Below are 21,329 nucleotides of genomic sequence, written 5' to 3'. Positions count from 1 at the left end.
GTTCGGCCACCAGGCCGGTCGAACTCAGCCTCGCAGCATCTCGGCGACGAGGAATGCCAGCTCGATGGACTGCTGGGTGTTCAGTCGCGGATCGCACGCGGTTTCGTACCGGCCGTGCAGGTCCACGTCGGAGATGTCCTGGGCGCCGCCGAGGCATTCGGTGACATCTTCACCGGTGAGTTCGATGTGGATGCCGCCCGGATGGGTGCCCAGCGCGCGATGCACCTCGAAGAAGCCCTGAACCTCGTCGACGATCCGGTCGAAGTGCCGGGTCTTGTATCCGGTCGACGACTCGTGGGTGTTTCCGTGCATCGGGTCGCACTGCCAGATGACCTTGTGCCCGGTGGCTTCGACCGCTTCGATGATGCCGGGTAGTAGGTCGCGGACCTTTGAATGCCCCATCCGCGAGATCAGGGTGAGCCGGCCGGGCTTGTTGTGGGGGTCGAGCCGTTCGACGTACTCCGCAGCCATCTCCGGGGTGGTGCTGGGGCCGACCTTCAGGCCGATCGGGTTGGAGAGCAACTCCGCGAAGGCGATATGCGCGCCGTCCAGCTGACGGGTGCGGTCGCCGATCCACAGGAAGTGCGCCGACAGGTCGTACAGCCGGGGTTCGTCTCCCGTGGTGTCGAGACGCAGCATGGCACGCTCGTAGTCGAGCACGAGCGCCTCGTGACTCGCATAGATGGTCGCTGCGCGCAGGTTCGGGTCGATGACGCCACACGCGTCCATGAAACGCAGGCCGCGGTCGATCTCGGAGGCGAGTGCCTCGTATCGGGCCCCGGCCGGCGACGACGCGACGAATTCGCGATTCCAGTCGTGGACGCGATGCAGGTCGGCTTCGCCACCGGAAGTGACGGCACGCACCAGGTTCATCGCGGCACTGGCGTTCGCGTATGCACGGACCAAGCGTGAAGGATCGTGCACTCGGACAGCGGCGTCGGCCACGATGGAGTTCACCATGTCGCCGCGGTACGACTGCAGACCGAGCGCATCGGTGTCGGACGAACGCGGTTTGGCGTACTGCCCGGCGATGCGCGCGACCTTGACGACCGGCGTCGACGCGCCGTAAGTGAGGACGACGGCCATCTGCAGCAACGTGCGGATGTTGCCCTTGATGTGCGGTTCGGTGTTGTCCATGAAGGTCTCGGCGCAGTCACCGCCCTGCAGGAGAAATGCTTCCCCCCGTGCTACGGCCGCGAGTTGGTTCTGCAGTTCTTCGACCTCGCGGGGCACCGTGATCGGAGGGACGCTCTCGAGCACGGTTCGCATGGCCGCGGCCTGGTCTTCGGGCCAGTTCGGCTGCTGCAATGCGGGCTTGGACAAGGCGGCATCGAGCTGTTCGCGCAGGTCCGACGGCAGCGGTGGAAGTTCGGGCAAGCGGTCGATCGGTACGTCGACAGTCCAGTTCACTCCACCAGGATATGGCCACTGCTCCCGCCGGTCACGCAGGCCCGGTTATCGGGTGCGGCGGGCCGCCTCGATCGCGTCGAACTTCGCGAGATTATGACGGGCGTCGGTGAGCGCATCGTGATTGTCGTCGGGTACCGGCGGTAGCGGCGGGCAGCCGTGGTGTTCCCAGTGTTGCCGCAGCTCGCGGGTGAATCGTGGCAACAGGTCGGGGAGCGCAGGCATGGCTCCCCACAGTTGGGCCAGGACCACGTGGTCGTATGCGCCGATCCAGGCCCACAGTTCGGGTTGGATACCCACGCGCGGGACGAGGAAGCGCAGCAGATCGTCGCGGATCCGGGTCCGCGACTTCCAGGCCGGGTCGCTCGGGTTGGGAAGTTTGGGAAGCACGTTGCGGCGAACCCATGGGCCCGCGCGCTCGGGGTCGAATTCCGTGGACACCGCGTAGAACTCGCGGCCGTCCTCACACACCACACCGATCGACACGAGTTCGATGGTGCGTCCATCTTCGATGAACTCGCAGTCGTAGAAGTAGCGCACGTGGTCACATTATGCCCGGAACGCCTCGCGTCACCCCGCCTGGGTGTCCGGCATGCGATCGGCATCACCGAGATCACGCACCGACGCGACATCGGGTGAGTCTGTCCGGGTGTCCTTGTCCTTCATGGACGCGGCGTACACGTCGACGTATTCCTGGCCGGACAGCTGCATCAGGGAGTACATCACTTCGTCGGTGACGGCGCGCTCGACGAAGCGATTTCCGCCCATCCCTTCGAAGCGCGAGAAGTCGATCGGCTCGCCGATCCGGACGGTGATCTTGGCCGGCTTCCACATCTTGGAGCCGATCGGGTTCATCTTGTCGGTGCCGATCATCGCGACGGGGATCACAGGGACGCCGGTCTCGAGCGCGAGGCGCGCAAGGCCGGTCTTGCCCTTGTACAGGCGTCCGTCGGGTGAACGAGTGCCTTCGGGGTAGATACCGAGCAGTTTGCCCCGGGAGAGAACCCGAACACCGGCGTTGAGCGCGTCCTGCGCGGCGTCCGCACCCGTGCGGTCGATCGGGACCTGGCCGACGGCGGAGAAGAACCAGCGCTGGAATCGGCCCTTGAGTCCGGTACCGGTGAAGTACTCGCTCTTCGCAAGGAAGGTGATGCGCCGCGTCACCAGCAGAGGGAGGTAGAACGAGTCGAGCACGGCGCGATGGTTACTGGCGAGGATCGCGGAGCCGCCGGTCGGAACGTTCTCCCCGCCTTCCAACTTCGGCCTCCCCATGAGCGCCAGCAGTGGGCCCAGCAGGACGTACTTGACAAGCCAGTACCACATGGCAAACCTTCCCCGGATGGTCGACGCGGGGCTCACCAAGCCCGCCGGTCGACTCTACGTCGCCTCGAGGGTCACACGCACGCGCAGAGGTGCCCTGGTCCACGCCAACGAGCGAGAAGTGACAAGAATCTCACGCGAGTGTGATTTCGCATTCCGCAGCCATCGCGCGACGGGCGAGGTCCGCTGCGCCGATCATTCCGGCGGCGTCACCGAGCTGTGCGGCTCGCACTCTGGCCAGGGGTCGATGTCCGGCACCGGTCGAGGCAGCGGCGTAGTGGTCTCGTGCATCGTCGAGGAACAGCGAGGCCGACCCGGACACTCCCCCTCCGACGACGATCAGTTCGGGGTCGTACACATCGGCGACGATCGACAACCCGAGACCCAACCACCTGGCAAACTCGGCCATGGCGGCCAGAGCAAGGGGGTCGCCGTCATGGGCAGCACCGGCGATCCGGCGGCCGGTCAACGAACCGGGGTCCGCAGCAGTCCCCGCGATCAATTGCGAATGGCCGGGGTTCGCGGCCAGCATCTCGACGGCGATGTCGACCAGAGCGGTGCCGCTGCAGTATCGCTCCCAGCACCCTCGCTTACCGCAGGGGCAGGGCCGACCACCGGGCACGACCTGCAGGTGGCCGAGTTCCGGCGCAACTCCGTGAGCACCTCGGAAGATCCGGCCCTCCAGCAGGAGCGCGGCACCGATACCTGTCCCGAGCGCCACGAGCACTGCAATACGGCTGCCTGCCGCGGCACCGAATCGATACTCGGCCCACCCCGCTGCATTCCCGTCGTGTTCGAGGATCACCGGCAGCTCGAACCGGTCCGTGAGGCGTGCTGCGATCGGGGCGTGGACCCACGGGAGGTGCGGGGCGAACCGGACCGTGCGACAGTCCGCTGTGAGGAACCCTGCGACCGCCAGGCCCACCGCCGAGACGTCATTGCGGTCGGCGAGTTGCCGAACCACCCGGTGCAGAGCGTCTTCGAGCACCGGCGCCGATCCGGGGGTCGGCGCGCGAGCAGAGTCGATCACCGCTCCGGACGCATCCACCACCGCGGCCCGGATGCTCGTGCCTCCCACGTCGATGCCGATCGTGGGCCGTTCGGGTTCAGCCATACCGTCAGTGTCCGCTGTCAGGGACGGATGGTGACGGAGATGGGCACGAAACCGCCTCGGTCCGGTGGTTCCGGAGGCGGCGGGCCGTCCGGTTCGTCGTCCGGCTCGCTGCGTGGAGGCGGCAGAAAGCGGGCCACCAGTTCTCGGATGACCGCGATCAGCGCGGCGAGTTGGGACGCCAGCGTGGTGAGCAGCTCGTGGTTCTCGCCGCGGACCAGCGCGGCAACCGCACAGAGCGGACACCAGGTACAGCCGCCCGGGGCCGGCGCGGGCGCGCTCGCCTCTGCGGTGCCCTCGTTCGGTGGGGTATCCGCGTGCGCATCACCGGGTCGCTGTGCACCGCCCTGCGCAGCCACCTGTTCCACCAGCGCCTCGACGCGGTCGAGGACGGTGTCGGCGAGGATCCTCAGATCGGCCAGGAGAGCATCGTGATCCGAACTCATTGCGGCCACACCGCCGGATCCGGAACGAAGCGCACCAGCAGATCGGTTCCGTCGAATTCCGCCTCCGAGACCGTGCAACGACGCAGACCCGACGCCAACCGCAGGCGGCGACGGATCCCGTCGGCCCCCACGACGAGATCGTCGTCGACCCGGCCGAGCGTGAGCGACGCCGGGTCGGCCAGCGGGAGATGCATCCGCATCGTGTACACCGCGTCCACCCCTGTTCCCATGTCATGACCGATCCGGACCGGTTCGACGTCGCTACTCCCCTGCTGCGACGGATCCCGGCCGCCTCGGTGGTGCTGTGTCATCTCACCGAGCGAGAGCAACCCTATCGGTTCGCTGCTTCGACGCTCGCACACAGCGACCGGCACCTCGGTGACCAGCGCACAGATCTCGTCGACGACGGTCGACTGCGCCGTACGCGCGGTCGCGATCCACTCGGCAGCGGCCCCGTCGTCGCCGAGGTCGGGCAGGATCCCATTGACGATCACGGCATCGAGCCGGAGCGTGGCCAACGCAGCCCAGGAGCGAAGCAGACGTAGCTCGGCGAATCCCGCACGGTCGGGGGTCGTGACGAGTGTCGCGCTCGTTCGGGTGCGATCGTCCAGGAGGTCGCGAACCGCACTGAGTCCGCCGAGGATCCGATCGTAGAGCGCCACGACCATCATCAGGCGCGGGTCGGATCCGGTCGCAGCGGTGATCCGGCTGTGCCGCGGCCAGATTCGATCCATGTAGTCGGAGAACGTGCGGGGTGAGGCGAGCATCCGGAACGCGTCGGCGGACGCGGGTGCATCGACGATCACCGTGTGCCACCGCCCCGCGTCGGCCAGGTTCGCCACTTCGGTGAGCGCGAGCAGCTCCTGCACGGCCGGCAGACCGATGAGCTCTTCCGGGGCCGGCAGATCGAACTGTCCGGCATGCTCGTGTCCCCCCGCGACTGTCGCGAGCCGATGCAGTGCCGCGTAACGCTGTTCGAGCAGCCCGAGCGAATCGACCTCGAGCATGTCGAGACCGTCGGCGACGGCCGTGACATCGGGCCCCGCTTCGACGGCGAGGACATCGGCAAGCGAATGTGCCTGGTCGATCGAGACGAGAAGCACGGAGCCGCCGCTCCGCGCGAGGTCGAGCGCCGTGGCCGCAGCGAGGGTGGTTCTGCCCGACCCTCCCTTGCCGAGAAACAGCCGCACGCGGGCGGGCGTCGTCCCGCGTTCGGCGCTCAGCCTTCCACCTGCTTCTTCAGTTCCTTGAGCGCGGTGTCGGTGATCACCTTCTCGGCCTTTCTCTTGAACAGGCCGATCATCGGGATGGTCAGGTCCACGGTGAGTTCGTAGTCGACCACGGTGCCGCCGCCCGGGGCATCGCCGAGGACGTAACTCCCGGACTGTGCCTTCTGGATCTCGCCGCTCTCGAGGTTCCAGCTGACCGCCCGGCCGTCCGGTGCCCAGCGGTAGCGCAGGACGTAGGTGTCCTTGACGATCCCCGCGTCGAGCACGAATCGGACGGTTTCTGCGCGGCCGTCGGGCCTGCGCTCGAGCACCTCGACGGTCTTGGCTGCCTCCACCCATGTGGGGTAGGCGTCGAAGTCCGCGATCACGGCCATCACGTGATCTGCCGGCGCATCGATCGTGATCGACCTCTTGGTCTTCTCGGCCATTCGACGAAGACTCCTTCTCAGTGCGTCCCGTGTACTGAAGGTGTGTGGCTGTCTCCGTCACCGGAGCGGCCGATACCGACGCCGTTGTCTACCACACACCGTATCGACACGGTATCGGTCCGTTCAGTCCCGGGCCTTCGGAGCCTCACCCGGCGCGCGCCCCTTCTCGAGGCGCGTCTTGACCTCGAAGGTCATCTTCTTCCCGGCCACGCGGCGCTCCCGGTTCATCGCAGCCAGGTCTAGTTCCACGACACGTTCGGAGGCGACTCCCGTCGGCTCGCAATGCAGAAAGTAGTGGACGATCGCACCGTCGAGCGAGGGTTCCAGCCATACTTCCATCGTCCCGGTCAGCGGCCCGGACACCGCCCATCGGATTCCCTGTTCCGCGCGGTCCTCACGGACGGTCAACGCGAGATCCGGCCACCACACTCGCCAGCGGTCCGCCGCGGCGATCTCCGCGGCGATGCGGACGGGGTCTGCCGCAATGAAGGTCTGGTCCGACACCTGAATGCTGCTCACGCCGCACAGCTTCACATACCGGACGGCTCGCCCATTCGTCACCCCGCGGTTCGGTGCACGGTTTCTGGTCGGTGCGGCGTTCCGCTCAGGAGGTGGCGCAGTTTTGCGCCGAGAACATCCCAGCGCCACTCGGTCGACACCCACTGCCGACCGGCAGCTCCCATCGCCGCGGCACGGTCCGGATCGGCAAGGATACCGGTGATCGCGGTCGCCACCGCCGACACCGAGGTGCCGTCGACGACGAACCCCGTCTCCCCGTCTCTCACCGTCTCGGGGGCTCCGCCCGATCGTCCCGCGACCACCGGGACACCCGTGGCGGAGGCCTCGAGGTAGACGATTCCGAGACCTTCCACGTCGAGCCCTGCGCCACGGGTCCGGCACGGCATCGCGAACACGTCCGCGATCGTGTGATGGGCTGCCAGTTCCGCGGCGGGCACACCGCCGGTGATGACGACGTGGTCCTCGACACCGGTCTTGCGGGCCAGCTCACGAAGAGTGTTCTCGTACGGGCCGCCACCGACGATGACGAGCACAGCTCCGTCGATGCGCCGCCGGATCTCCGGTAGTGCCCGGATCAGAATGTCCTGTCCTTTGCGCGGCACCAACCTCGACAGGCACAGCACCGTCGGCCGATCACCGAGTCCGTACCGTGCGCGGAGCTCGGCGCGCGCACCCGGATCCGGCCGGAAGACCTCGGTGTCGACCCCGGACGGCAGATGCTCGAGACCGGCCTGCGCACCGAATGCGGAGGCGAACCGGCGCCGGGTGTACCGGCTGACGAAGGTGACGGTGTCGGTCTCGTTGCCGATCCGGCGCAGCGCCTGGCGTGCCCCCGGCACCATCGACCAGCCCACTTCGTGACCGTGGGTGCTCGCGACGATCCGCTCGGCACCGGCACGACGCAGTACCGGCGCCAGCAGTGCCAGCGGCGCGGCGGCGCCGAACCACACCGAGTCGCACCCGGTATCGACGAGCAGACGCGACGCGCGGCGCGCGACCGCCGGGGTCGGCAACATCAGTGTCGTCGGGTGTCGCACGACCTCGAACGGCTGGGCCTCGTCGTAGCGGATGTGACTGTCGCCGCGCCAGCGCGGTGCGTACACAACGACCTCGTCGGCCGGGAGCTGTGCTGCGAACAATCGCAGGTACGACTGGATACCTCCTGGTCGGGGCGGAAAGTCGTTGGTCACCAGCAGCGTTCGCGACATGGCTACACCGTAGGGTGTGCCGGACACGGCGTGCTCGACGGGGCGGGAGCTTCAGATCCGATCGGTGAGCCATTGCCCCCATCGGTCGACAGCGTCCTTCGCGCTCACGTCCAGGATCGCGCTGAATGCGTCCCTCTGGTCCCCTTCCGAGGACGGTCCGTCGGCGAGTGTGCGGTACAGGGAAGTCAGTTCGCCTTCGCCGTACTCCTCGGCAAGGAACACCGCGAAGCTCCACGCGGTCTCGTAGGCGGTGCGGGATCGGTCAGGATCCGCAAAGTCCTTGTCGGTGGGGACCTGTGACGGTGCACCGCTGCGCAGGACCTCCACAACGAGGCTCGGGGCGATCCGGCGAATGTCGGCGCCGGTCACGGGTGCTCCGGTACCGGATCGGTAGCCGATGTAGTCGGCGTATCCCTCGAGTATCCACATCGGTGACCCGTCCACCGTCTGCGGCCGGGCCGCGATGTGTGCCAGTTCGTGCCGGAGTACCGCGCGCAGGCCGTCCGACGAGAGGCGACTGCCCGCTGCCGGACTGAAGACGATGCGTTGGCCGGTCGCCCTGTCGTGCTCGGGGTCGACGGCATCGGAGATCGCCACGGCCGCAATCTCGTGACCGTTGTGTGCGGTGCCCACCTGATCTGTGAACTCGTCGTGGCTCGAGGTGACCAGGACCAGCGAACGGGCCGGCCAGTCCGTTCCCCACACATCGGAGACCGCATCGACTGCGGAGGGCAGCTCGTCCGCAATGTTCGCGGCGAGGTCGCTCGTGTCGGGGTGAGCGAGGATCATCGACGTGCCACCGGCGGTCTCGGCGGTGGTCACCTGGAGCGGTCCATGGTCCCACGGCCCTCGCCACGTCACGGACGCGGTGCCCGGGAGCGGTCGGTCGGAGGCGATCTTCCAGCCGTCTTCCCGCGCGACGAACAGCATAGCGACGGGTTTGTGTGTCGGGGTCTCGTCGACTCCCTCGATTCCGTAGCGCAGCGACACCGTGACTGCACGGAGTGGATCGTCTCCGAACCTGCGGGCGACCGCGTCGGGAACATCGGCTGCGGGCTCGCTGCCGAGCTCGTATCCGAACTCTGTCAGCGGCACGATGCTCAGCGCCTGGGCGCGCCGGATTTCGGCGTCGAGCAATTCCGGGCCGAGGGTACTGTCGACGATCTCCGCGAGGGCTGCGCTGTCGGCGGTGCGTACCGCGTCGGCCCAGGAGTCGACGAGCGCCTGCAATTCCACACGGGTGTCGGACTCGGACTGCTCGTCGGCTCGAGGAGCGACGAGAAGCACCCCGGCCGCCGCCACGGCGAGCGCAAGTCCGGCCAGTCCGATGCGCTCCCACGGCAGACGACGATGGGAGGTAGACAGGGTCTCCGGCGCGGGCACGGCGGCAAGTGTATGCGGCGACGTGCGCTGTCCTCCGTGCCGCGTGTCGGTAATTCTCCTGCGGCGGTCAGTAGCGTCGTGCGCTGTGGAACGGGAAGCTGTCCATCGCCTGCACCTTCACCGGTACACCGAACGTGGAGGCGTGCACGATGTTTCCGTCGCCCGCGTAGATGCCGACGTGTGAGGCGTCGTTGTAGAAGATGATGACGTCGCCCGGTTGGAGATTGCCGCGCGACACCGGGGTACCGCCCTGGGCCTGCGCCTGACTCGATCGGGGCACGGTCTTTCCGACCTGCTGATATGCCCAGACCACGAGACCGGAGCAATCGAATTGGTCGGGGCCGGTGGCGCCCCATACGTACGGGTCGCCGATCCGGGTGAGTGCGGAGCGGAGCGCTCCTGCACCGTTGCCGGGGATGAGGTGTTCCATGATGCGATCGGCATCGAGACCAGGTGGGAACGGCGTGCCGGCAAGGGTCGTCTTCTCCGCGTCACTGAGGTTGTCGAAGGCGTCGAGAACCGCGGCGATCTGAGTTTCGAGTTCGGATTCCTGACGCTGCAGGTCGTCACGGAGACTCTGCGCCTGCTCGGCCGCGATACGTGCGGCTTCGGCCGACTTCTCCGATGCAGCGGCGGCCGCCGCTGCCGCCGCGCTGGCTACGCGGAATCCTTCTATTTCGCGATCGGTCTGCGCGCCGAGGACATCGAGCATCACCATCTGGTCGAGCAACTGCTGGGGTGAGTCGCTGACCATCACCGCGAAGAGGCGATTGGTGCGCGAACCGCGATAGTTGGCCTGGGCCAGTTTGTCGACAGTGGGCTTGAAGCGTGCGACCTCGGCCTGGGCTGCCGCCAGAGCATCGCGGTCGGCGGCCGAGCGAGCATCCAGTTCGTGCTGTTCCGCGATCCGCGCATCGAGTTCGATCCCGGCGTGGTGCAGGGCCTCGGTGGCTTGCTCCGATCGGCGCGACAGGTCGGCGAGATGTTCGAGTTTGGCGGTGGGACTCTCGCCGATGGGATCGGCCACTGCGGGCGAGGCCGTGAGACCCAGGATGAGAAGTACACATGCGGCGAGAGCGGTGCGAACGGCCCGTCTGCGGGAGGCGGAGAACACGAGGCTTGTCTTCCTTTCGCAAAGATCTCGATCAGGTTACGGAACCGCATAGCTTCGTGTCTACCCGCGGGTAGCGCTCGACTGTTCGTTACCGGCAGTTCCACCGCCACCTGCTCGGTCCCGCAATGACGTGAGGGTGGACCGGTGCGTCACCGATCCACCCTCACGGACACTGCTCGTCGATCAGAAGCGGCGGGCGCCGTCCACAGGCATCGAGTCGAGCGGAGCGACCTTCACCGGCTGGCTCGAGGTCGAGGCATGCACGATGTTGCCGTTGCCGATGTAGATGCCGGTGTGGCTGCCCCCGTAGAAGGAGACGACATCACCGGGCTGCAGCGCACCGACCGACACGGACTGGCCTGCAGAAGCCTGCTGATAGCTGGTGCGAGGAACGCTCAGACCCACCTGCTGGTACGCCCACTGCACGAGACCGGAGCAGTCGAACGCGCTCGGTCCGGTTGCACCGTAGACGTACGGGGACCCGACCTTGCTGAGCGCGGCGTCGGCGGCGCGCTGGCCGACCGAGCTGAACGGCGCAGTGAAGGGCGCAGCGGGAGCGGCTTCCGGGGCAGGCGGGATGAGGTTGGTGACCTCCGGCGGCAGGGTCACGCCGGCGGGAAGGTCGAAGGTGCCGACACCGGGGATGGTGACGGGCTCTGCCATCGCCGGACCGGCGGTGACGGTGATTGCACCGAGCGCGAGAGCTCCGGCGACGAGTGCGCGACGCACGGTGCGCTTGTTGTTCTGCGAGACCACGAGGGGTTGTTCTCCAATTCTTCCGTTCACCCGCCGACCGAGTTAGCTGACGGATTCGGGCCGGAAGATCAGCCCTACCCCTCTCCGCGAGTGCGGTGGAGGGGATTCACCCCAAGTAACGCGTGTGGGTCCCCGGCTCGGACGCTCGATGACGAGCGGCCGATTAGGCGGTTACCGAGCGGCTCCGACCCTCGGGAGTGGGCCGGACCAACAATTCCGCTTGGTCTCAGGAAGGTTACGAAACTGCATCGCCGAGACCAACCCGAACGTGCGCAGAATGCGACTTAAGTCCGTTTCAGGAACTTTGGGACCAGCTCCGCCATGATTTGATAACAGGCCGATAACGGCACTGAGGGCAGGTACCCCGGACCGCTCGTCCTAAACCCCGAGAGCGTGCACCGCCCATTGCACACCGCTGTAACCCACCCCAGTTCACGGTGGCGATTCGGCTCCCTCCACGCCGTCGGCGCAGCGACCCGAACGCACCACGGAACTGCCCCTCCCGCGCCCGGGAGGCATCCCGCCCGACACCTCCCGGGGTCCGACGATCGGGTCTTGTGTGATCCTCGTCTCAGCGAGGGCGGAAAGTCCGGATCGGCGGTGTGTCGGAGGCCGTTCCTACGCTCATGCGCATGACGTCGTCCCCTATCGGTTCCGACACCGGCCACGGTGTTCAGCTCAGCTTCGACGAACTGGATACTCCCCTACGCGACACCACCTTCGTCGTGGTCGATCTCGAGACCACGGGGGGACGCTCCGGCGACGACGCCATCACCGAGATCGGTGCGGTCAAGGTGTGCAGCGGTGAGGTACTCGGCGAGTTCGCGACCCTCGTCGACCCGGGCCGGTCGATACCACCCGAGATCGTCCGCCTCACCGGCATCACCACCGCCATGGTCTATCAGGCCCCTCGTATCGAGGAGGTCCTCCCGGCATTCCTCGAATTCGCGGCCGGCTCGGTTCTCGTCGCGCACAACGCGGGGTTCGACACCGGCTTCCTCCGCGCGGCAGCAGTCCGGTGCGACGTGGCGTGGCCCCGATTCCCCGTCGTCTGCACCGTCAAACTGGCGCGGCGAGTTCTCGGCCGCGACGAGGCGCCGTCGGTGAAGCTCTCTGCGCTCGCAGAATTGTTCAGCGTGTCGACGCAGCCCACACACCGCGCACTCGACGACGCACGTGCGACCGTCGAGGTCCTCCATGCACTCATCGAGCGGGTGGGGAACCAGGGGGTCCACAGCCTCACCGAATTGCGCGACTACATCCCCGCCGTCACAGCCGAACAACGCGCCAAACGCACCCTGGCCGCACACCTGCCGCACCGCCCCGGCGTGTACCTGTTCCGGGGCCCGTCGGACGAGGCTCTCTACATCGGCACGGCCGTGGATCTGCGTCGCCGCGTCCGCAACTACTTCACAGGTTCGGAGACCCGACCGAGGCTCCGCGAGATGGTCGCGCTGACCACCCGCATCGACCACGTCGAATGCGCCCACGGGCTCGAGGCCGGTGTCCGCGAACTACGGCTGATCGCCGCCCACACTCCCCCGTACAACCGTCGTTCGAAATACCCCACTCGCGGATGGTGGATCACACTCACCGACGAGCCCTTCCCGCGTGCGGCGCTCTCACGCACCCCCTCGACCGACGCACTCGGCCCCTTCTCCACCCGGAACGCAGCCGCCGCGGTCGCCGCCACCCTCGCCGAGTTCTGTGGGCTGCGCACGTGTACCCGCCGGATCGGCCGCTCCGGGCGCCACGGCGACGGCTGCCTGCCCGATGCGGTCGGAGCCTGTTCGGCAGCGTCCTTCGGCCCGCAGAGCCCCGACGAGTACTCCGTTCAAGTCCGGAAGGCACGCGACCTACTCCACGGCCACGACTCCTCGGTACTGACGCGGGCGCAGGAGCGTATCGACGAGCTGGCAGGCAAGGAGCTGTTCGAGAATGCGGCCCGACTCCGCGATCGCACCGCCGACGCGGTCCGCGCTCTACGACGGACGCAGCGCCTCGCGGCACTCGCCGCCGTCGACGAGCTGGTCGCGGCGCGTCCTCGCGCGCAAGGAGGCTGGGAGTTCGCCGTGGTGCGTGCCGGCAGGCTCGCAGCGGCCGGGGTCGCGGAGCGAGGTGTTCGCCCCATGCCGGTCGTCGACGCGATCACGGCGGGCGCGGAAACGGTACTGCCCGGACCCGGCCCGCTGCGCGGTGCACCCCAGGAAGAGACAGGACTGATCACACGGTGGCTGGACTCCGAAGGAGTGCGCATCGTCCGGACCTCCCACGGGTGGTCCGAACCCATCGCCGGTGCGGGCCGCTGGAGTGACTGGGCCGACCTTGCCCGCGAGGCACGCGATGCGTCCGGGGCGGTCCCGGAACCGGACGGCCACCGCATAGGCTGATCGTCACCGGAGGAAGACCTGCGTCACCGGAGTTACAGACAAGGAGTCCCGATGATCAATGCCATCGTTCTGATCGATGCCGACGCCCACCGCATCCCGGAGACCGCCCGAGCGGTGGCCGACCTCGCCGGGGTCGACACGGTGTATTCGTGCGCCGGGGACGTGGATCTCGTGGCGGTGGTGCGTGTCCGCGACCACGAGCAGATCGCCGAGGTGGTCACGCGGGGCATCAACAAGGTCGACGGGGTGAGCAAGACCGTCACACACATCGCGTTCCAGTCGTATTCGAGCGACGACATCGAGGCGGGCTTCTCCATAGGGAGCTGACCACCCACGAATACGTACACACGACTACATACGACTCAGGTGGTGCCCGCCCGATTCGGGTGGGCACCACCTGTAGGTCACTGCCGCAGGGTCAGCGCTGAACTTCGGCACCGAGCCGCGTCGTCACGGCAGCCCACTTCTCGAGCACCTTCGCAGCGGCACCGCTGTCGATTGCGGTCGCAGCCACCTCGAGTCCGGCGGCGAGTGCATCCTCGAGTCCATCGTCGACGCCCCGGAACGCGGCGATCGCCCCTGCGGCATTCAGAAGCACTGCATCACGGACCGGTCCGGTTTCGCCGGCGAGGCACGCCCGCGCGATCACCGCATTCTCGGCGGCGTCACCGCCTCGGAGCGCTTCGAGCGGGACCCGCGCGATCCCCAGCCTGGTGGGGTCGAGCGCCTGTACCTCGACCGAACCTCCGCGGACGAGATACACGGTCGATGTCGTCGACGTGGTCAATTCGTCGAGACCGTCGTCGCCACGAACGACCAACGCCGAATTGCCGCGCTGCGCGAGCACACCCGCAATGGTCGGAACCAACGACTCGAAGGCGCACCCGATCAGTCCGGCGCGGGGACGCGCGGGGTTGGTGAGCGGACCGAGCACGTTGAACACTGTCGGGATACCGATCTGCTTGCGCGGGGCAGCAGCGAAGCGCAGTGCCGGGTGATACACCGGCGCGAAGCAGAATCCGATGCCTGCTTCCTCGAGCGAGCGTGCAACCTGCTCCGGTCCGAGGTCGATATGCACCCCGAGTTCCTCGAGCACGTCGGCACCGCCGCTCTTCGACGAGGCGGCACGGTTGCCGTGCTTGGCCACCCGGATACCTGCTGCTGCCACCACCAACGACGCCATCGTGGAGATGTTCACCGTGTTGGCGCGGTCGCCGCCGGTTCCGACGATGTCGACGGTGTCGTCGTCCACTGGCACGAGGTTTGCGTAGCCGAGCATCGTGTCGGCGAGGGCCCGCAACTCCTCGGGCGTTTCGCCCTTCATCTTCAGCGCGACGCCGAACGCCGCGATCTGAGCAGGGGTCGCGTTGTCGGAGAAGATCTCGTCCATGGCCCAGACGGCCTCGGGTCGGGTCAGATCACGACCTGCGGTCAGAGATCCGAGTACTGCGGGCCAGCTGGCAACCACCTCATCCGCCGCCTGCCTCGCGTTCATCGCACCCACCCTTCGCCACATCCGACTCACTGTCGGGGCACTGTTGTGCCCTCCGCCGGGAAAGCTTAGCCAGGCGTCGTCGTGCGACTGCAGGCCGCGTCACTGCGGCTGGAGTGCATCCCAACCGAGGGCGTTCCCACCGAGACGTTGCGCGAGCGAGGCCATCCGCGACTTCTCCTGGGCGCAGTGCATCGCATCGAGTGTCTGGACCCGCAGCAGGATCAGCGAGACCCGGCTCTCTGCGTCTGCAGCAGCAGACTCCGAAGGTACTGAGGCAGGAGCATGCGGCGCAGCGGCGGTGTATCCGTCCTGCCCGGCCAGTGCGAGAGCCTCCTCGACCCCCGCCGCGGGCAGCTCCAGATGGTGTCGTAGGACCGCATCGTCGGATTCGATCCATCGGGGTGTGCTCTGCGCACCGCGGTCGAGCGCGGTGGAGCACGCCTCCGCGTCGTCGAACGATTCGACGACGATCACGAGATCCGGCCGGGTGGCGTCGAGAGGCTCGGATGCTCGCCGCGTCAGGAAACCGCGAATTCTTCCCAACAGCCCCGATTGTTCACTCATCCCGCCACCCTCACATCCGCCACATCTGGCTCGCCTCGTAGCCGGGAACTCGGCATTTACCTCCCCGGGGGCAGTAGAGACGCGCCGATTTCGGCCCCGATTGCCCATCACTTACTACGACGGGTCATACTAGCCAGCGTGACGAGCGCAGTAGGGACTTCAGGATCTGCAATCACACAGCGCGTGCACTCGTTGAACCGGCCCAACCTGGTCAGCGTCGGCACCATCGTGTGGTTGTCCAGTGAGCTCATGTTTTTCGCAGGGCTCTTCGCCATGTATTTCGTGGCACGGGCACAGGCGCCCGAGGGTATGTGGCCTCCGCCGCCCACCCATTTGAACCTGTGGGTAGCGGTACCGATCACCTCGGTGCTGATCGCGTCCTCCTTCACCTGCCAGCTGGGTGTGTTCGCTGCCGAACGCGGCGACGTCTTCGGTCTGCGACGGTGGTACCTCATCACCCTCGGCATGGGCACTTTCTTCGTGCTCGGTCAGGGTTACGAGTACATCGTCCTGGTCCAGGACGGCACCACTATCGCGAGCAGCGTGTACGGCTCGGTGTTCTTCATCACCACAGGCTTCCACGGCCTGCACGTGATCGGTGGACTCATCGCATTCGTGTTCCTTCTGTTCCGTACCAAGGTCAGTAAGTTCACTCCCGCGCAGGCCACCGCCGCCATCGTCGTGTCGTACTACTGGCACTTCGTCGACATCGTGTGGATCGCACTGTTTGCCACGATCTATTTCATCCGTTAGCCAGCTGAACGCTTAGGCAGCCCCCTGACGTCCAGTCAGTCCCGACTTACATATAAGGGATACAGATGAGTTCATCCCCACCTCTCGCACCCGAGGGTGACGACATGCCCGGTCGATCCTCGGCAGCCACTGCTGCCACGTCCCGCCGTCAGCGCAAGCTCAGGCGCCGCGTCACCGGCACCCTGGTGCTTGCCCTCGGCCTCCTGAGCGCAGGCTTCCTTGCTTCAGCGCTGACACCTGATCCGCAGGTGGCCACTGCGCAGGACGACCAGAGCGCGCTGATCCGTGAGGGACAGCAGCTCTACGAGACCTCCTGCATCACCTGCCACGGTGTCAACCTGCAGGGCATCGAGGACCGCGGCCCCACGCTGATCGGCGTGGGCGAGGCAGCGGTCTACTTCCAGGTGTCCTCCGGTCGTATGCCTGCCGCACGCAACGAGGCCCAGGCCGTGCGTAAGGACCCGAAGTTCAACGCCGCTCAGACCGACGCCCTCGGCGCATACATCCAGGCCAACGGTGGTGGACCGACGGTCATCCGCGACGAGAACGGGGAGATCGCCCAGTCCTCGCTTCGCGGAAACGACATCGGACGCGGTAGCGAACTGTTCCGTCAGAACTGCGCTTCGTGCCACAACTTCACCGGCCGTGGTGGAGCACTTTCGTCCGGCAAGTTCGCCCCCAATCTCGATCCGGCCAACGAGCAGCAGATCTACACCGCCATGCTCACCGGGCCGCAGAACATGCCGAAGTTCTCCGATCGTCAGCTGACGCTCGAGGAGAAGCAAGACATCATCGCGTACATCAAGTCTGCCAGCGAGACACAGGATCCGGGCGGATACGGTCTCGGAGGCTTCGGGCCCGGCGCTGAAGGTCCCACGATGTTCGCTGTCGGCATCGTCGCAGTTGTCGGCGCTGCACTGTGGATCGGAGCAAGGTCATGAGTAGCGGCGACATGCCGAACAAGCACTCGATCGAGAATCTCGATCAGATGAGCCGCGACGATCTCGTCGAGCTCGGCACGAACCTCGACGGCGTCGATGTCGTGTTCCGCAAGGATCGGTGGCCCGTCGAGGGCACCCGCGCCGAGAAGCGCGCGGAGCGCAACGTAGCTGCCTGGTTCACCCTCGCCGGCCTCGCAGGTATTGCGTTCATCGCCGTCTACCTGTTCTGGCCGTGGGAATACCAGAGCATCGACGACCCGCAGTACGGGTGGTACAACCTCTACACCCCGCTACTCGGTCTGACCTTGGGTCTGTCGATCCTCGGCATCGGTGTCGGCGCAGTCCAGTTCACCAAGAAGTTCATCCCCGAAGAGGTGTCGATCCAGGATCGTCACGACGGCCCGTCGTCCGAGGTCGATCGCAAGACGATCGTCGCGGAACTGTCCGACTCGCTGCAGACCTCGACGCTCCCCCGTCGCAAGCTCATCAAGCGGACCGCCATCTTCGGTGGTGGCGCATTGGGTGTCGGACTGATCATGCCGCTCGGCGGACTGATCAAGAACCCGTGGGCCGAGGGCGACGACTCGCCGCTCTGGGGATCCGGCTGGACTCCCCGTTACCCGGGCGAAACCATCTACCTGCGCCGCGACACCGGCCGGCCGCAGGACATCGTTCTGGTGCGCCCCGAGGACCTCGACGCAGGCGGCATGGAGACGGTCTTCCCGTTCCGTGAAGCCGACCGCGGCGACGACCACGCACTGCTCGACAGCCTTCGCGGCATCCGCAACTCCGTCATGCTCATTCGACTGCGGACCGACGACGCCGAGCGTGCCATCAAGCGCAAGGGTCAGGAGAGCTTCAACTACGGCGACTACTTCGCCTTCTCGAAGATCTGCACCCACCTCGGCTGCCCGACCTCGTTGTACGAACAGCAGACCAACCGGATTCTCTGCCCGTGCCACCAGTCGCAGTTCGATGCACTCGAGTACGGCAAGCCGATCTTCGGTCCCGCTGCTCGCGCTCTTCCGCAGCTGCCTATTACAGTGAATGAAGAGGGCTTCCTCGTCGCCAACGGCGACTTCAACGAAGCTCTCGGCCCGGCATTTTGGGAGCGTCGCCCGTGAGTACTGCAACTCGATCACACGCTGCAAAAGCAGGCGAGAACCTCGACTCGCGGTATCACCTTTCTGCCGGCATCCGCCGTCAGATCAACAAGGTGTTCCCCACCCACTGGTCGTTCCTGCTGGGCGAAGTCGCCCTGTACACCTTCATCATCCTGTTGATCTCCGGTGTCTTCCTGACGCTGTTCTTCGACCCGTCGCTGGCCCACGTCACCTACGACGGCGTCTACACACCGCTCCGCGGTGTCGGCATGTCCCGCGCGTACGAAACGACCCTGAACATCTCCTTCGAGGTGCGCGGCGGTCTGTTCGTCCGGCAGATCCACCACTGGGCAGCGTTGATGTTCGCGGCGTCGATCATCGTCCACCTGCTTCGCATCTTCTTCACCGGCGCGTTCCGTCGCCCGCGTGAAGCGAACTGGGTCATCGGCTCTCTGCTGCTCATCCTTGCGATGTTCGAGGGCTTCTTCGGTTACTCGCTCCCCGACGACCTGCTCTCCGGTACCGGCCTCCGCGCCGCGTTCTCCGGCATCACGCTGTCGGTTCCGGTCGTCGGTACCTGGCTGCACTGGATGATCTTCGGCGGAGATTTCCCCGGCGAACTGATCATCCCGCGCTTCTACGTCCTGCACGTGCTGCTCGTCCCGGGCATCATCCTGGCTCTGATCGCCGCGCACCTCGCGTTGGTCTGGTACCAGAAGCACACGCAGTTCCCCGGCCCCGGCCGCACCGAACAGAACGTGGTGGGTGTGCGCATCCTCCCCGTGTTCGCAGTCAAGTCCGGCGCGTTCTTCGCGATGACCTTCGCCGTGCTGGCCCTGATGTCCGGCCTGTTGCAGATCAACCCGGTGTGGAACATCGGCCCGTACAACCCATCGCAGGTGTCTGCGGGGTCGCAGCCCGACTTCTACATGATGTGGACCGACGGTCTGGCTCGAATCTGGCCGGCGTGGGAGCTGTACCTGTTCGACCGGTACACGATTCCTCAGCCGTTCTGGATCGCACTGCTCATGGGCCTGGTATTCACCGTGCTGATCCTCTACCCGTGGATCGAGAAGAAGTTCAGCAAGGACGACGCACACCACAACCTGCTGCAGCGTCCGCGTGACGTTCCGGTGCGCACCGGTCTCGGTGCAATGGCGCTCGCGTTCTACACCGTTGCCACGCTCATGTGCATCAACGACCTGATCGCGTACAAGTTCGATATCTCCATCAACGCGACGACGTGGATGGGTCGTATCGGACTGGTCATTCTGCCTCCGCTCGCGTACTACATCGCCTACCGGTTCTGCCTGGGTCTGCAGCGCAGCGACCGTCAGGTGCTCGAGCACGGCATCGAGACGGGCATCGTCCGTCGCCTGCCGCACGGCGAGTACATCGAGATCCACCAGCCGCTCGGCCCGGTGGACGACCACGGACACCCGCTTCCGCTCGACTACCAGGGCGCTACGGTGCCCAAGCGGATGAACCGCCTGGGCAGCGCTGGTAAGCCCGGTGCCGGTAGCTGGTGGAGCGCGGATCCGGCCGGCGAGTCGGCTGCACTCGAAGCCGCTCATCACGAGAGCGAGGCCGAGCTGCGTACGATCCTGAAGGAATACCAGGACCGTATCCACAGCGACGCCGACGGAGACGAATCCAAGGCGCTGTCCGACAAGGACGTGACCGACAAGGACGGCAACAACGAAGCGCACTGACGCTTCCTGCTCGACCTCAGAGGGCCCCGAACCGATCCGGTTCGGGGCCCTCTGCCCGTTTCCGGACTCTCACCCCACGCGGACGCCCATGCCGGCGAGGAACTCGCGGGTACGACCCAGTCGGCGGTCGGTGGAGAAGACATGCCACTGCTCGGCGATGCCCTCCTGGTCGACGAGGTCTCGGAACCGGTGGAATGCGCCCTTGCCCTCGATCGCGCGCTCCAGTTGCTCCCGCAACGCCCCATCATGCTGCCTCTCGGCGAACGCCTCCATGTCGCGCCAGCCGTCCCGCGAGTCGGTGCGGTCGAACCGGATCCAGCGGTCGGGCTCCGCCTCCACGTCGACGGCGGCGTCCCCTCCGATCATCATCGGGTCAGTGATGCTGTCGTCGTACACGTCCCCGGTGCGCAGATCCACGAAACCACCGGTCGACATGCCCGGATCTCCTTCGATTCCGGTACCGAGCATCTCGAGGTCGACCGGAACCGCCCGCCCTGGTAGCGGCTCGCCGCGCAGACACGCGAGCAGGTCCTCGGCCAGCACCCCGTCACCTGTGCCGGCGCGCAGTGTCAGCCGGTTGACGACCGACAGTGCCACCGGCTCGGTGTCCTGACGTCTGTGCTCGAGCGCCATCGGTATTCCGGCCCCCACCTGCTGTAGGGCATCGTCGACGTCACGTCCTCTCAGCGCGGCGAGGAAGCGGGCCGCATCGCCTGCCGCGATAGCTCGGCGAAGCTCGGGCAGGTCGAGGACGGGTACCTGCTCCTGTGCGGGCCACGCATGCAACAGCATCGGATGGGGCCGACTCGGTCTCCGTGGCACCCGGCGCTGCCCGTCGTCGTCGGCCCACCGGCGCCCGTACTGATCCGGGATACTGCCCCAGCCCCAGTAGGGCAAGGGAGCATCGGGACAGATACCCAGTACCTCCGCGGGGTCGATCTTCTCCTGCCCGACCACGCACCGGTGCGTCCAATCGTCGCCGAGGTCGAAGGTGAACTGAAACTCCGATCCGAGGCCGAGTAGCCGAGCGACCTTTGCCGATTCGATGTCCACCGGCTCGGTGAGGGGCCCACCGATCGACTCTGCCATCTCGGCTCCCGTCTCTTGGTCGGTGACCACTCTGCCGTCGGCGAGGGTGAACACCGACAGGTGCGCGCGGTCCCACCGCGCGAAGGCATCGTTGACGGCGTCGGCGAGGTCCATGAAGGTGTGGGACGGCCCGACCGCGAAGACGCGACCGGGCCATGGCCACAGCTCCTCGCCGCGCCCGCCGAGCAGTTCCACGGTCACCGACAACCACGTTCGTGCCATCCTCCGAGGATGACACGCGGGCCGAGCCACCGTGGACACAGCCGAGAGAAACCGTGTCCGGGTCTACCGCCATCCTGCTCATCGAACCTGTCCGGGACACGAACGACGGCGGGCGCCGCACCCGTGTGGGTGCAGCGCC

21 protein-coding genes and 1 riboswitch are annotated in these 21,329 nt (G+C 66.6%); of the genes, 6 read left to right on the top strand and 15 right to left on the bottom strand.

Annotated features, from left to right (window positions below):
- Window positions 1-24: 24 nt before the first annotated feature.
- The 12 genes from ACFWB0_RS22365 to ACFWB0_RS22310 form a co-directional block, all read right to left on the bottom strand.
- Window positions 25-1,410, bottom strand: coding sequence for a class II 3-deoxy-7-phosphoheptulonate synthase (locus ACFWB0_RS22365; protein ID WP_378492587.1), 1,386 nt, complete (start codon window positions 1,408-1,410; stop codon window positions 25-27).
- Window positions 1,411-1,455: 45 nt separating this feature from the next.
- Window positions 1,456-1,947 (bottom strand): polyadenylate-specific 3'-exoribonuclease AS, encoded by a 492-nt coding sequence (locus tag ACFWB0_RS22360; protein WP_378492586.1) that lies wholly within the window; start codon window positions 1,945-1,947, stop codon window positions 1,456-1,458.
- Between the two features lie 30 nt (window positions 1,948-1,977).
- Window positions 1,978-2,730, bottom strand: a complete 753-nt coding sequence (locus ACFWB0_RS22355; protein ID WP_378492585.1) for a lysophospholipid acyltransferase family protein — start codon at window positions 2,728-2,730, stop codon at window positions 1,978-1,980.
- A 130-nt stretch (window positions 2,731-2,860) separates the two neighbouring features.
- On the bottom strand, window positions 2,861-3,841 hold the full coding sequence (locus ACFWB0_RS22350) for an ROK family protein (RefSeq protein ID WP_378492584.1): 981 nt from the start codon (window positions 3,839-3,841) through the stop codon (window positions 2,861-2,863).
- Window positions 3,842-3,858: 17 nt separating this feature from the next.
- Window positions 3,859-4,284, bottom strand: a complete 426-nt coding sequence (locus ACFWB0_RS22345; RefSeq protein ID WP_378492583.1) for a hypothetical protein — start codon at window positions 4,282-4,284, stop codon at window positions 3,859-3,861.
- Entirely contained in the window at window positions 4,281-5,474 is a 1,194-nt protein-coding gene (locus tag ACFWB0_RS22340) for an ArsA family ATPase (protein WP_378492582.1), read from the bottom strand. The genes ACFWB0_RS22345 and ACFWB0_RS22340 overlap by 4 nt, the downstream gene beginning before the upstream one ends.
- 29 nt (window positions 5,475-5,503) lie before the next feature.
- The gene (locus tag ACFWB0_RS22335) at window positions 5,504-5,941 is read right to left on the bottom strand and encodes an SRPBCC family protein (protein WP_378492581.1); all 438 of its coding nucleotides are present in this window, start codon (window positions 5,939-5,941) and stop codon (window positions 5,504-5,506) included.
- A 123-nt stretch (window positions 5,942-6,064) separates the two neighbouring features.
- A complete protein-coding gene (locus ACFWB0_RS22330; protein ID WP_378492580.1) occupies window positions 6,065-6,460 on the bottom strand; it encodes a polyketide cyclase / dehydrase and lipid transport in 396 nt (131 codons plus the stop codon).
- Window positions 6,461-6,498: 38 nt separating this feature from the next.
- A complete protein-coding gene (locus ACFWB0_RS22325; protein WP_378492579.1) occupies window positions 6,499-7,668 on the bottom strand; it encodes a glycosyltransferase family 4 protein in 1,170 nt (389 codons plus the stop codon).
- Between the two features lie 51 nt (window positions 7,669-7,719).
- Window positions 7,720-9,051 (bottom strand): hypothetical protein, encoded by a 1,332-nt coding sequence (locus ACFWB0_RS22320; RefSeq protein ID WP_378492578.1) that lies wholly within the window; start codon window positions 9,049-9,051, stop codon window positions 7,720-7,722.
- 67 nt (window positions 9,052-9,118) lie between these two features.
- On the bottom strand, window positions 9,119-10,165 hold the full coding sequence (locus ACFWB0_RS22315) for a C40 family peptidase (RefSeq protein WP_378492577.1): 1,047 nt from the start codon (window positions 10,163-10,165) through the stop codon (window positions 9,119-9,121).
- Between the two features lie 183 nt (window positions 10,166-10,348).
- A complete protein-coding gene (locus ACFWB0_RS22310; protein ID WP_378492597.1) occupies window positions 10,349-10,921 on the bottom strand; it encodes a C40 family peptidase in 573 nt (190 codons plus the stop codon).
- Between the two features lie 15 nt (window positions 10,922-10,936).
- Window positions 10,937-11,101, bottom strand: a riboswitch (cyclic di-AMP (ydaO/yuaA leader).
- 452 nt (window positions 11,102-11,553) lie between these two features.
- On the opposite strand from ACFWB0_RS22310, the gene ACFWB0_RS22305 reads away from it, so the two are divergent.
- Entirely contained in the window at window positions 11,554-13,311 is a 1,758-nt protein-coding gene (locus ACFWB0_RS22305; protein ID WP_378492576.1) for a DEDD exonuclease domain-containing protein, read from the top strand.
- A 51-nt stretch (window positions 13,312-13,362) separates the two neighbouring features.
- Window positions 13,363-13,638 carry an Lrp/AsnC family transcriptional regulator gene (locus tag ACFWB0_RS22300; RefSeq protein ID WP_378492575.1) on the top strand — a complete coding sequence of 92 codons (276 nt, stop codon included), beginning with the start codon at window positions 13,363-13,365 and terminating at the stop codon, window positions 13,636-13,638.
- Window positions 13,639-13,729: 91 nt separating this feature from the next.
- Here ACFWB0_RS22300 and trpD read toward each other — a convergent pair whose 3' ends face one another.
- On the bottom strand, window positions 13,730-14,806 hold the full coding sequence (gene trpD, locus ACFWB0_RS22295; protein ID WP_378492574.1) for an anthranilate phosphoribosyltransferase: 1,077 nt from the start codon (window positions 14,804-14,806) through the stop codon (window positions 13,730-13,732).
- Between the two features lie 99 nt (window positions 14,807-14,905).
- Window positions 14,906-15,370 (bottom strand): hypothetical protein, encoded by a 465-nt coding sequence (locus tag ACFWB0_RS22290; protein WP_378492573.1) that lies wholly within the window; start codon window positions 15,368-15,370, stop codon window positions 14,906-14,908.
- Window positions 15,371-15,508: 138 nt separating this feature from the next.
- Here ACFWB0_RS22290 and ACFWB0_RS22285 point away from each other — a divergent pair, with 138 nt between their 5' ends.
- From ACFWB0_RS22285 to ACFWB0_RS22270, 4 genes are all read left to right on the top strand, one after another.
- The gene (locus ACFWB0_RS22285) at window positions 15,509-16,123 is read left to right on the top strand and encodes a heme-copper oxidase subunit III (protein ID WP_378492572.1); all 615 of its coding nucleotides are present in this window, start codon (window positions 15,509-15,511) and stop codon (window positions 16,121-16,123) included.
- A gap of 104 nt (window positions 16,124-16,227) precedes the next feature.
- Window positions 16,228-17,064, top strand: a complete 837-nt coding sequence (locus ACFWB0_RS22280) for a c-type cytochrome (RefSeq protein WP_378492596.1) — start codon at window positions 16,228-16,230, stop codon at window positions 17,062-17,064.
- Entirely contained in the window at window positions 17,061-18,188 is a 1,128-nt protein-coding gene (locus ACFWB0_RS22275; RefSeq protein WP_378492571.1) for a ubiquinol-cytochrome c reductase iron-sulfur subunit, read from the top strand. Before ACFWB0_RS22280 ends, ACFWB0_RS22275 begins: the two co-directional genes overlap by 4 nt.
- The gene (locus ACFWB0_RS22270; protein WP_378492570.1) at window positions 18,185-19,879 is read left to right on the top strand and encodes a cytochrome bc complex cytochrome b subunit; all 1,695 of its coding nucleotides are present in this window, start codon (window positions 18,185-18,187) and stop codon (window positions 19,877-19,879) included. Before ACFWB0_RS22275 ends, ACFWB0_RS22270 begins: the two co-directional genes overlap by 4 nt.
- A gap of 69 nt (window positions 19,880-19,948) precedes the next feature.
- Here ACFWB0_RS22270 and ACFWB0_RS22265 read toward each other — a convergent pair whose 3' ends face one another.
- Window positions 19,949-21,190 carry a hypothetical protein gene (locus ACFWB0_RS22265; RefSeq protein WP_378492569.1) on the bottom strand — a complete coding sequence of 414 codons (1,242 nt, stop codon included), beginning with the start codon at window positions 21,188-21,190 and terminating at the stop codon, window positions 19,949-19,951.
- Window positions 21,191-21,329: the final 139 nt, after the last annotated feature.

The sequence above is a fragment of the Rhodococcus sp. NPDC060086 genome, from assembly GCF_042730275.1.
GTDB lineage: Bacteria > Actinomycetota > Actinomycetes > Mycobacteriales > Mycobacteriaceae > Rhodococcus.
The sequence above is the reverse complement of the archived record's forward strand: the minus strand, read 5'-3'. Positions and strand labels throughout refer to the sequence as shown.

Bases quoted from the DNA above. Each gene is read 5' to 3' on its own strand.
- ACFWB0_RS22355 (WP_378492585.1), bottom strand. From the start codon at position 2,730: ATGTGGTACTGGCTTGTCAAGTACGTCCTGCTGGGCCCACTGCTGGCG.
- ACFWB0_RS22350 (WP_378492584.1), bottom strand. From the start codon at position 3,841: ATGGCTGAACCCGAACGGCCCACGATCGGCATCGACGTGGGAGGCACG.
- ACFWB0_RS22345 (WP_378492583.1), bottom strand. From the start codon at position 4,284: ATGAGTTCGGATCACGATGCTCTCCTGGCCGATCTGAGGATCCTCGCC.
- ACFWB0_RS22335 (WP_378492581.1), bottom strand. From the start codon at position 5,941: ATGGCCGAGAAGACCAAGAGGTCGATCACGATCGATGCGCCGGCAGAT.
- ACFWB0_RS22325 (WP_378492579.1), bottom strand. From the start codon at position 7,668: ATGTCGCGAACGCTGCTGGTGACCAACGACTTTCCGCCCCGACCAGGA.
- ACFWB0_RS22305 (WP_378492576.1), top strand. From the start codon at position 11,554: ATGACGTCGTCCCCTATCGGTTCCGACACCGGCCACGGTGTTCAGCTC.
- ACFWB0_RS22300 (WP_378492575.1), top strand. From the start codon at position 13,363: ATGATCAATGCCATCGTTCTGATCGATGCCGACGCCCACCGCATCCCG.
- trpD (WP_378492574.1), bottom strand. From the start codon at position 14,806: ATGAACGCGAGGCAGGCGGCGGATGAGGTGGTTGCCAGCTGGCCCGCA.
- ACFWB0_RS22290 (WP_378492573.1), bottom strand. From the start codon at position 15,370: ATGAGTGAACAATCGGGGCTGTTGGGAAGAATTCGCGGTTTCCTGACG.
- ACFWB0_RS22280 (WP_378492596.1), top strand. From the start codon at position 16,228: ATGCCCGGTCGATCCTCGGCAGCCACTGCTGCCACGTCCCGCCGTCAG.
- ACFWB0_RS22275 (WP_378492571.1), top strand. From the start codon at position 17,061: ATGAGTAGCGGCGACATGCCGAACAAGCACTCGATCGAGAATCTCGAT.
- ACFWB0_RS22265 (WP_378492569.1), bottom strand. From the start codon at position 21,190: ATGGCACGAACGTGGTTGTCGGTGACCGTGGAACTGCTCGGCGGGCGC.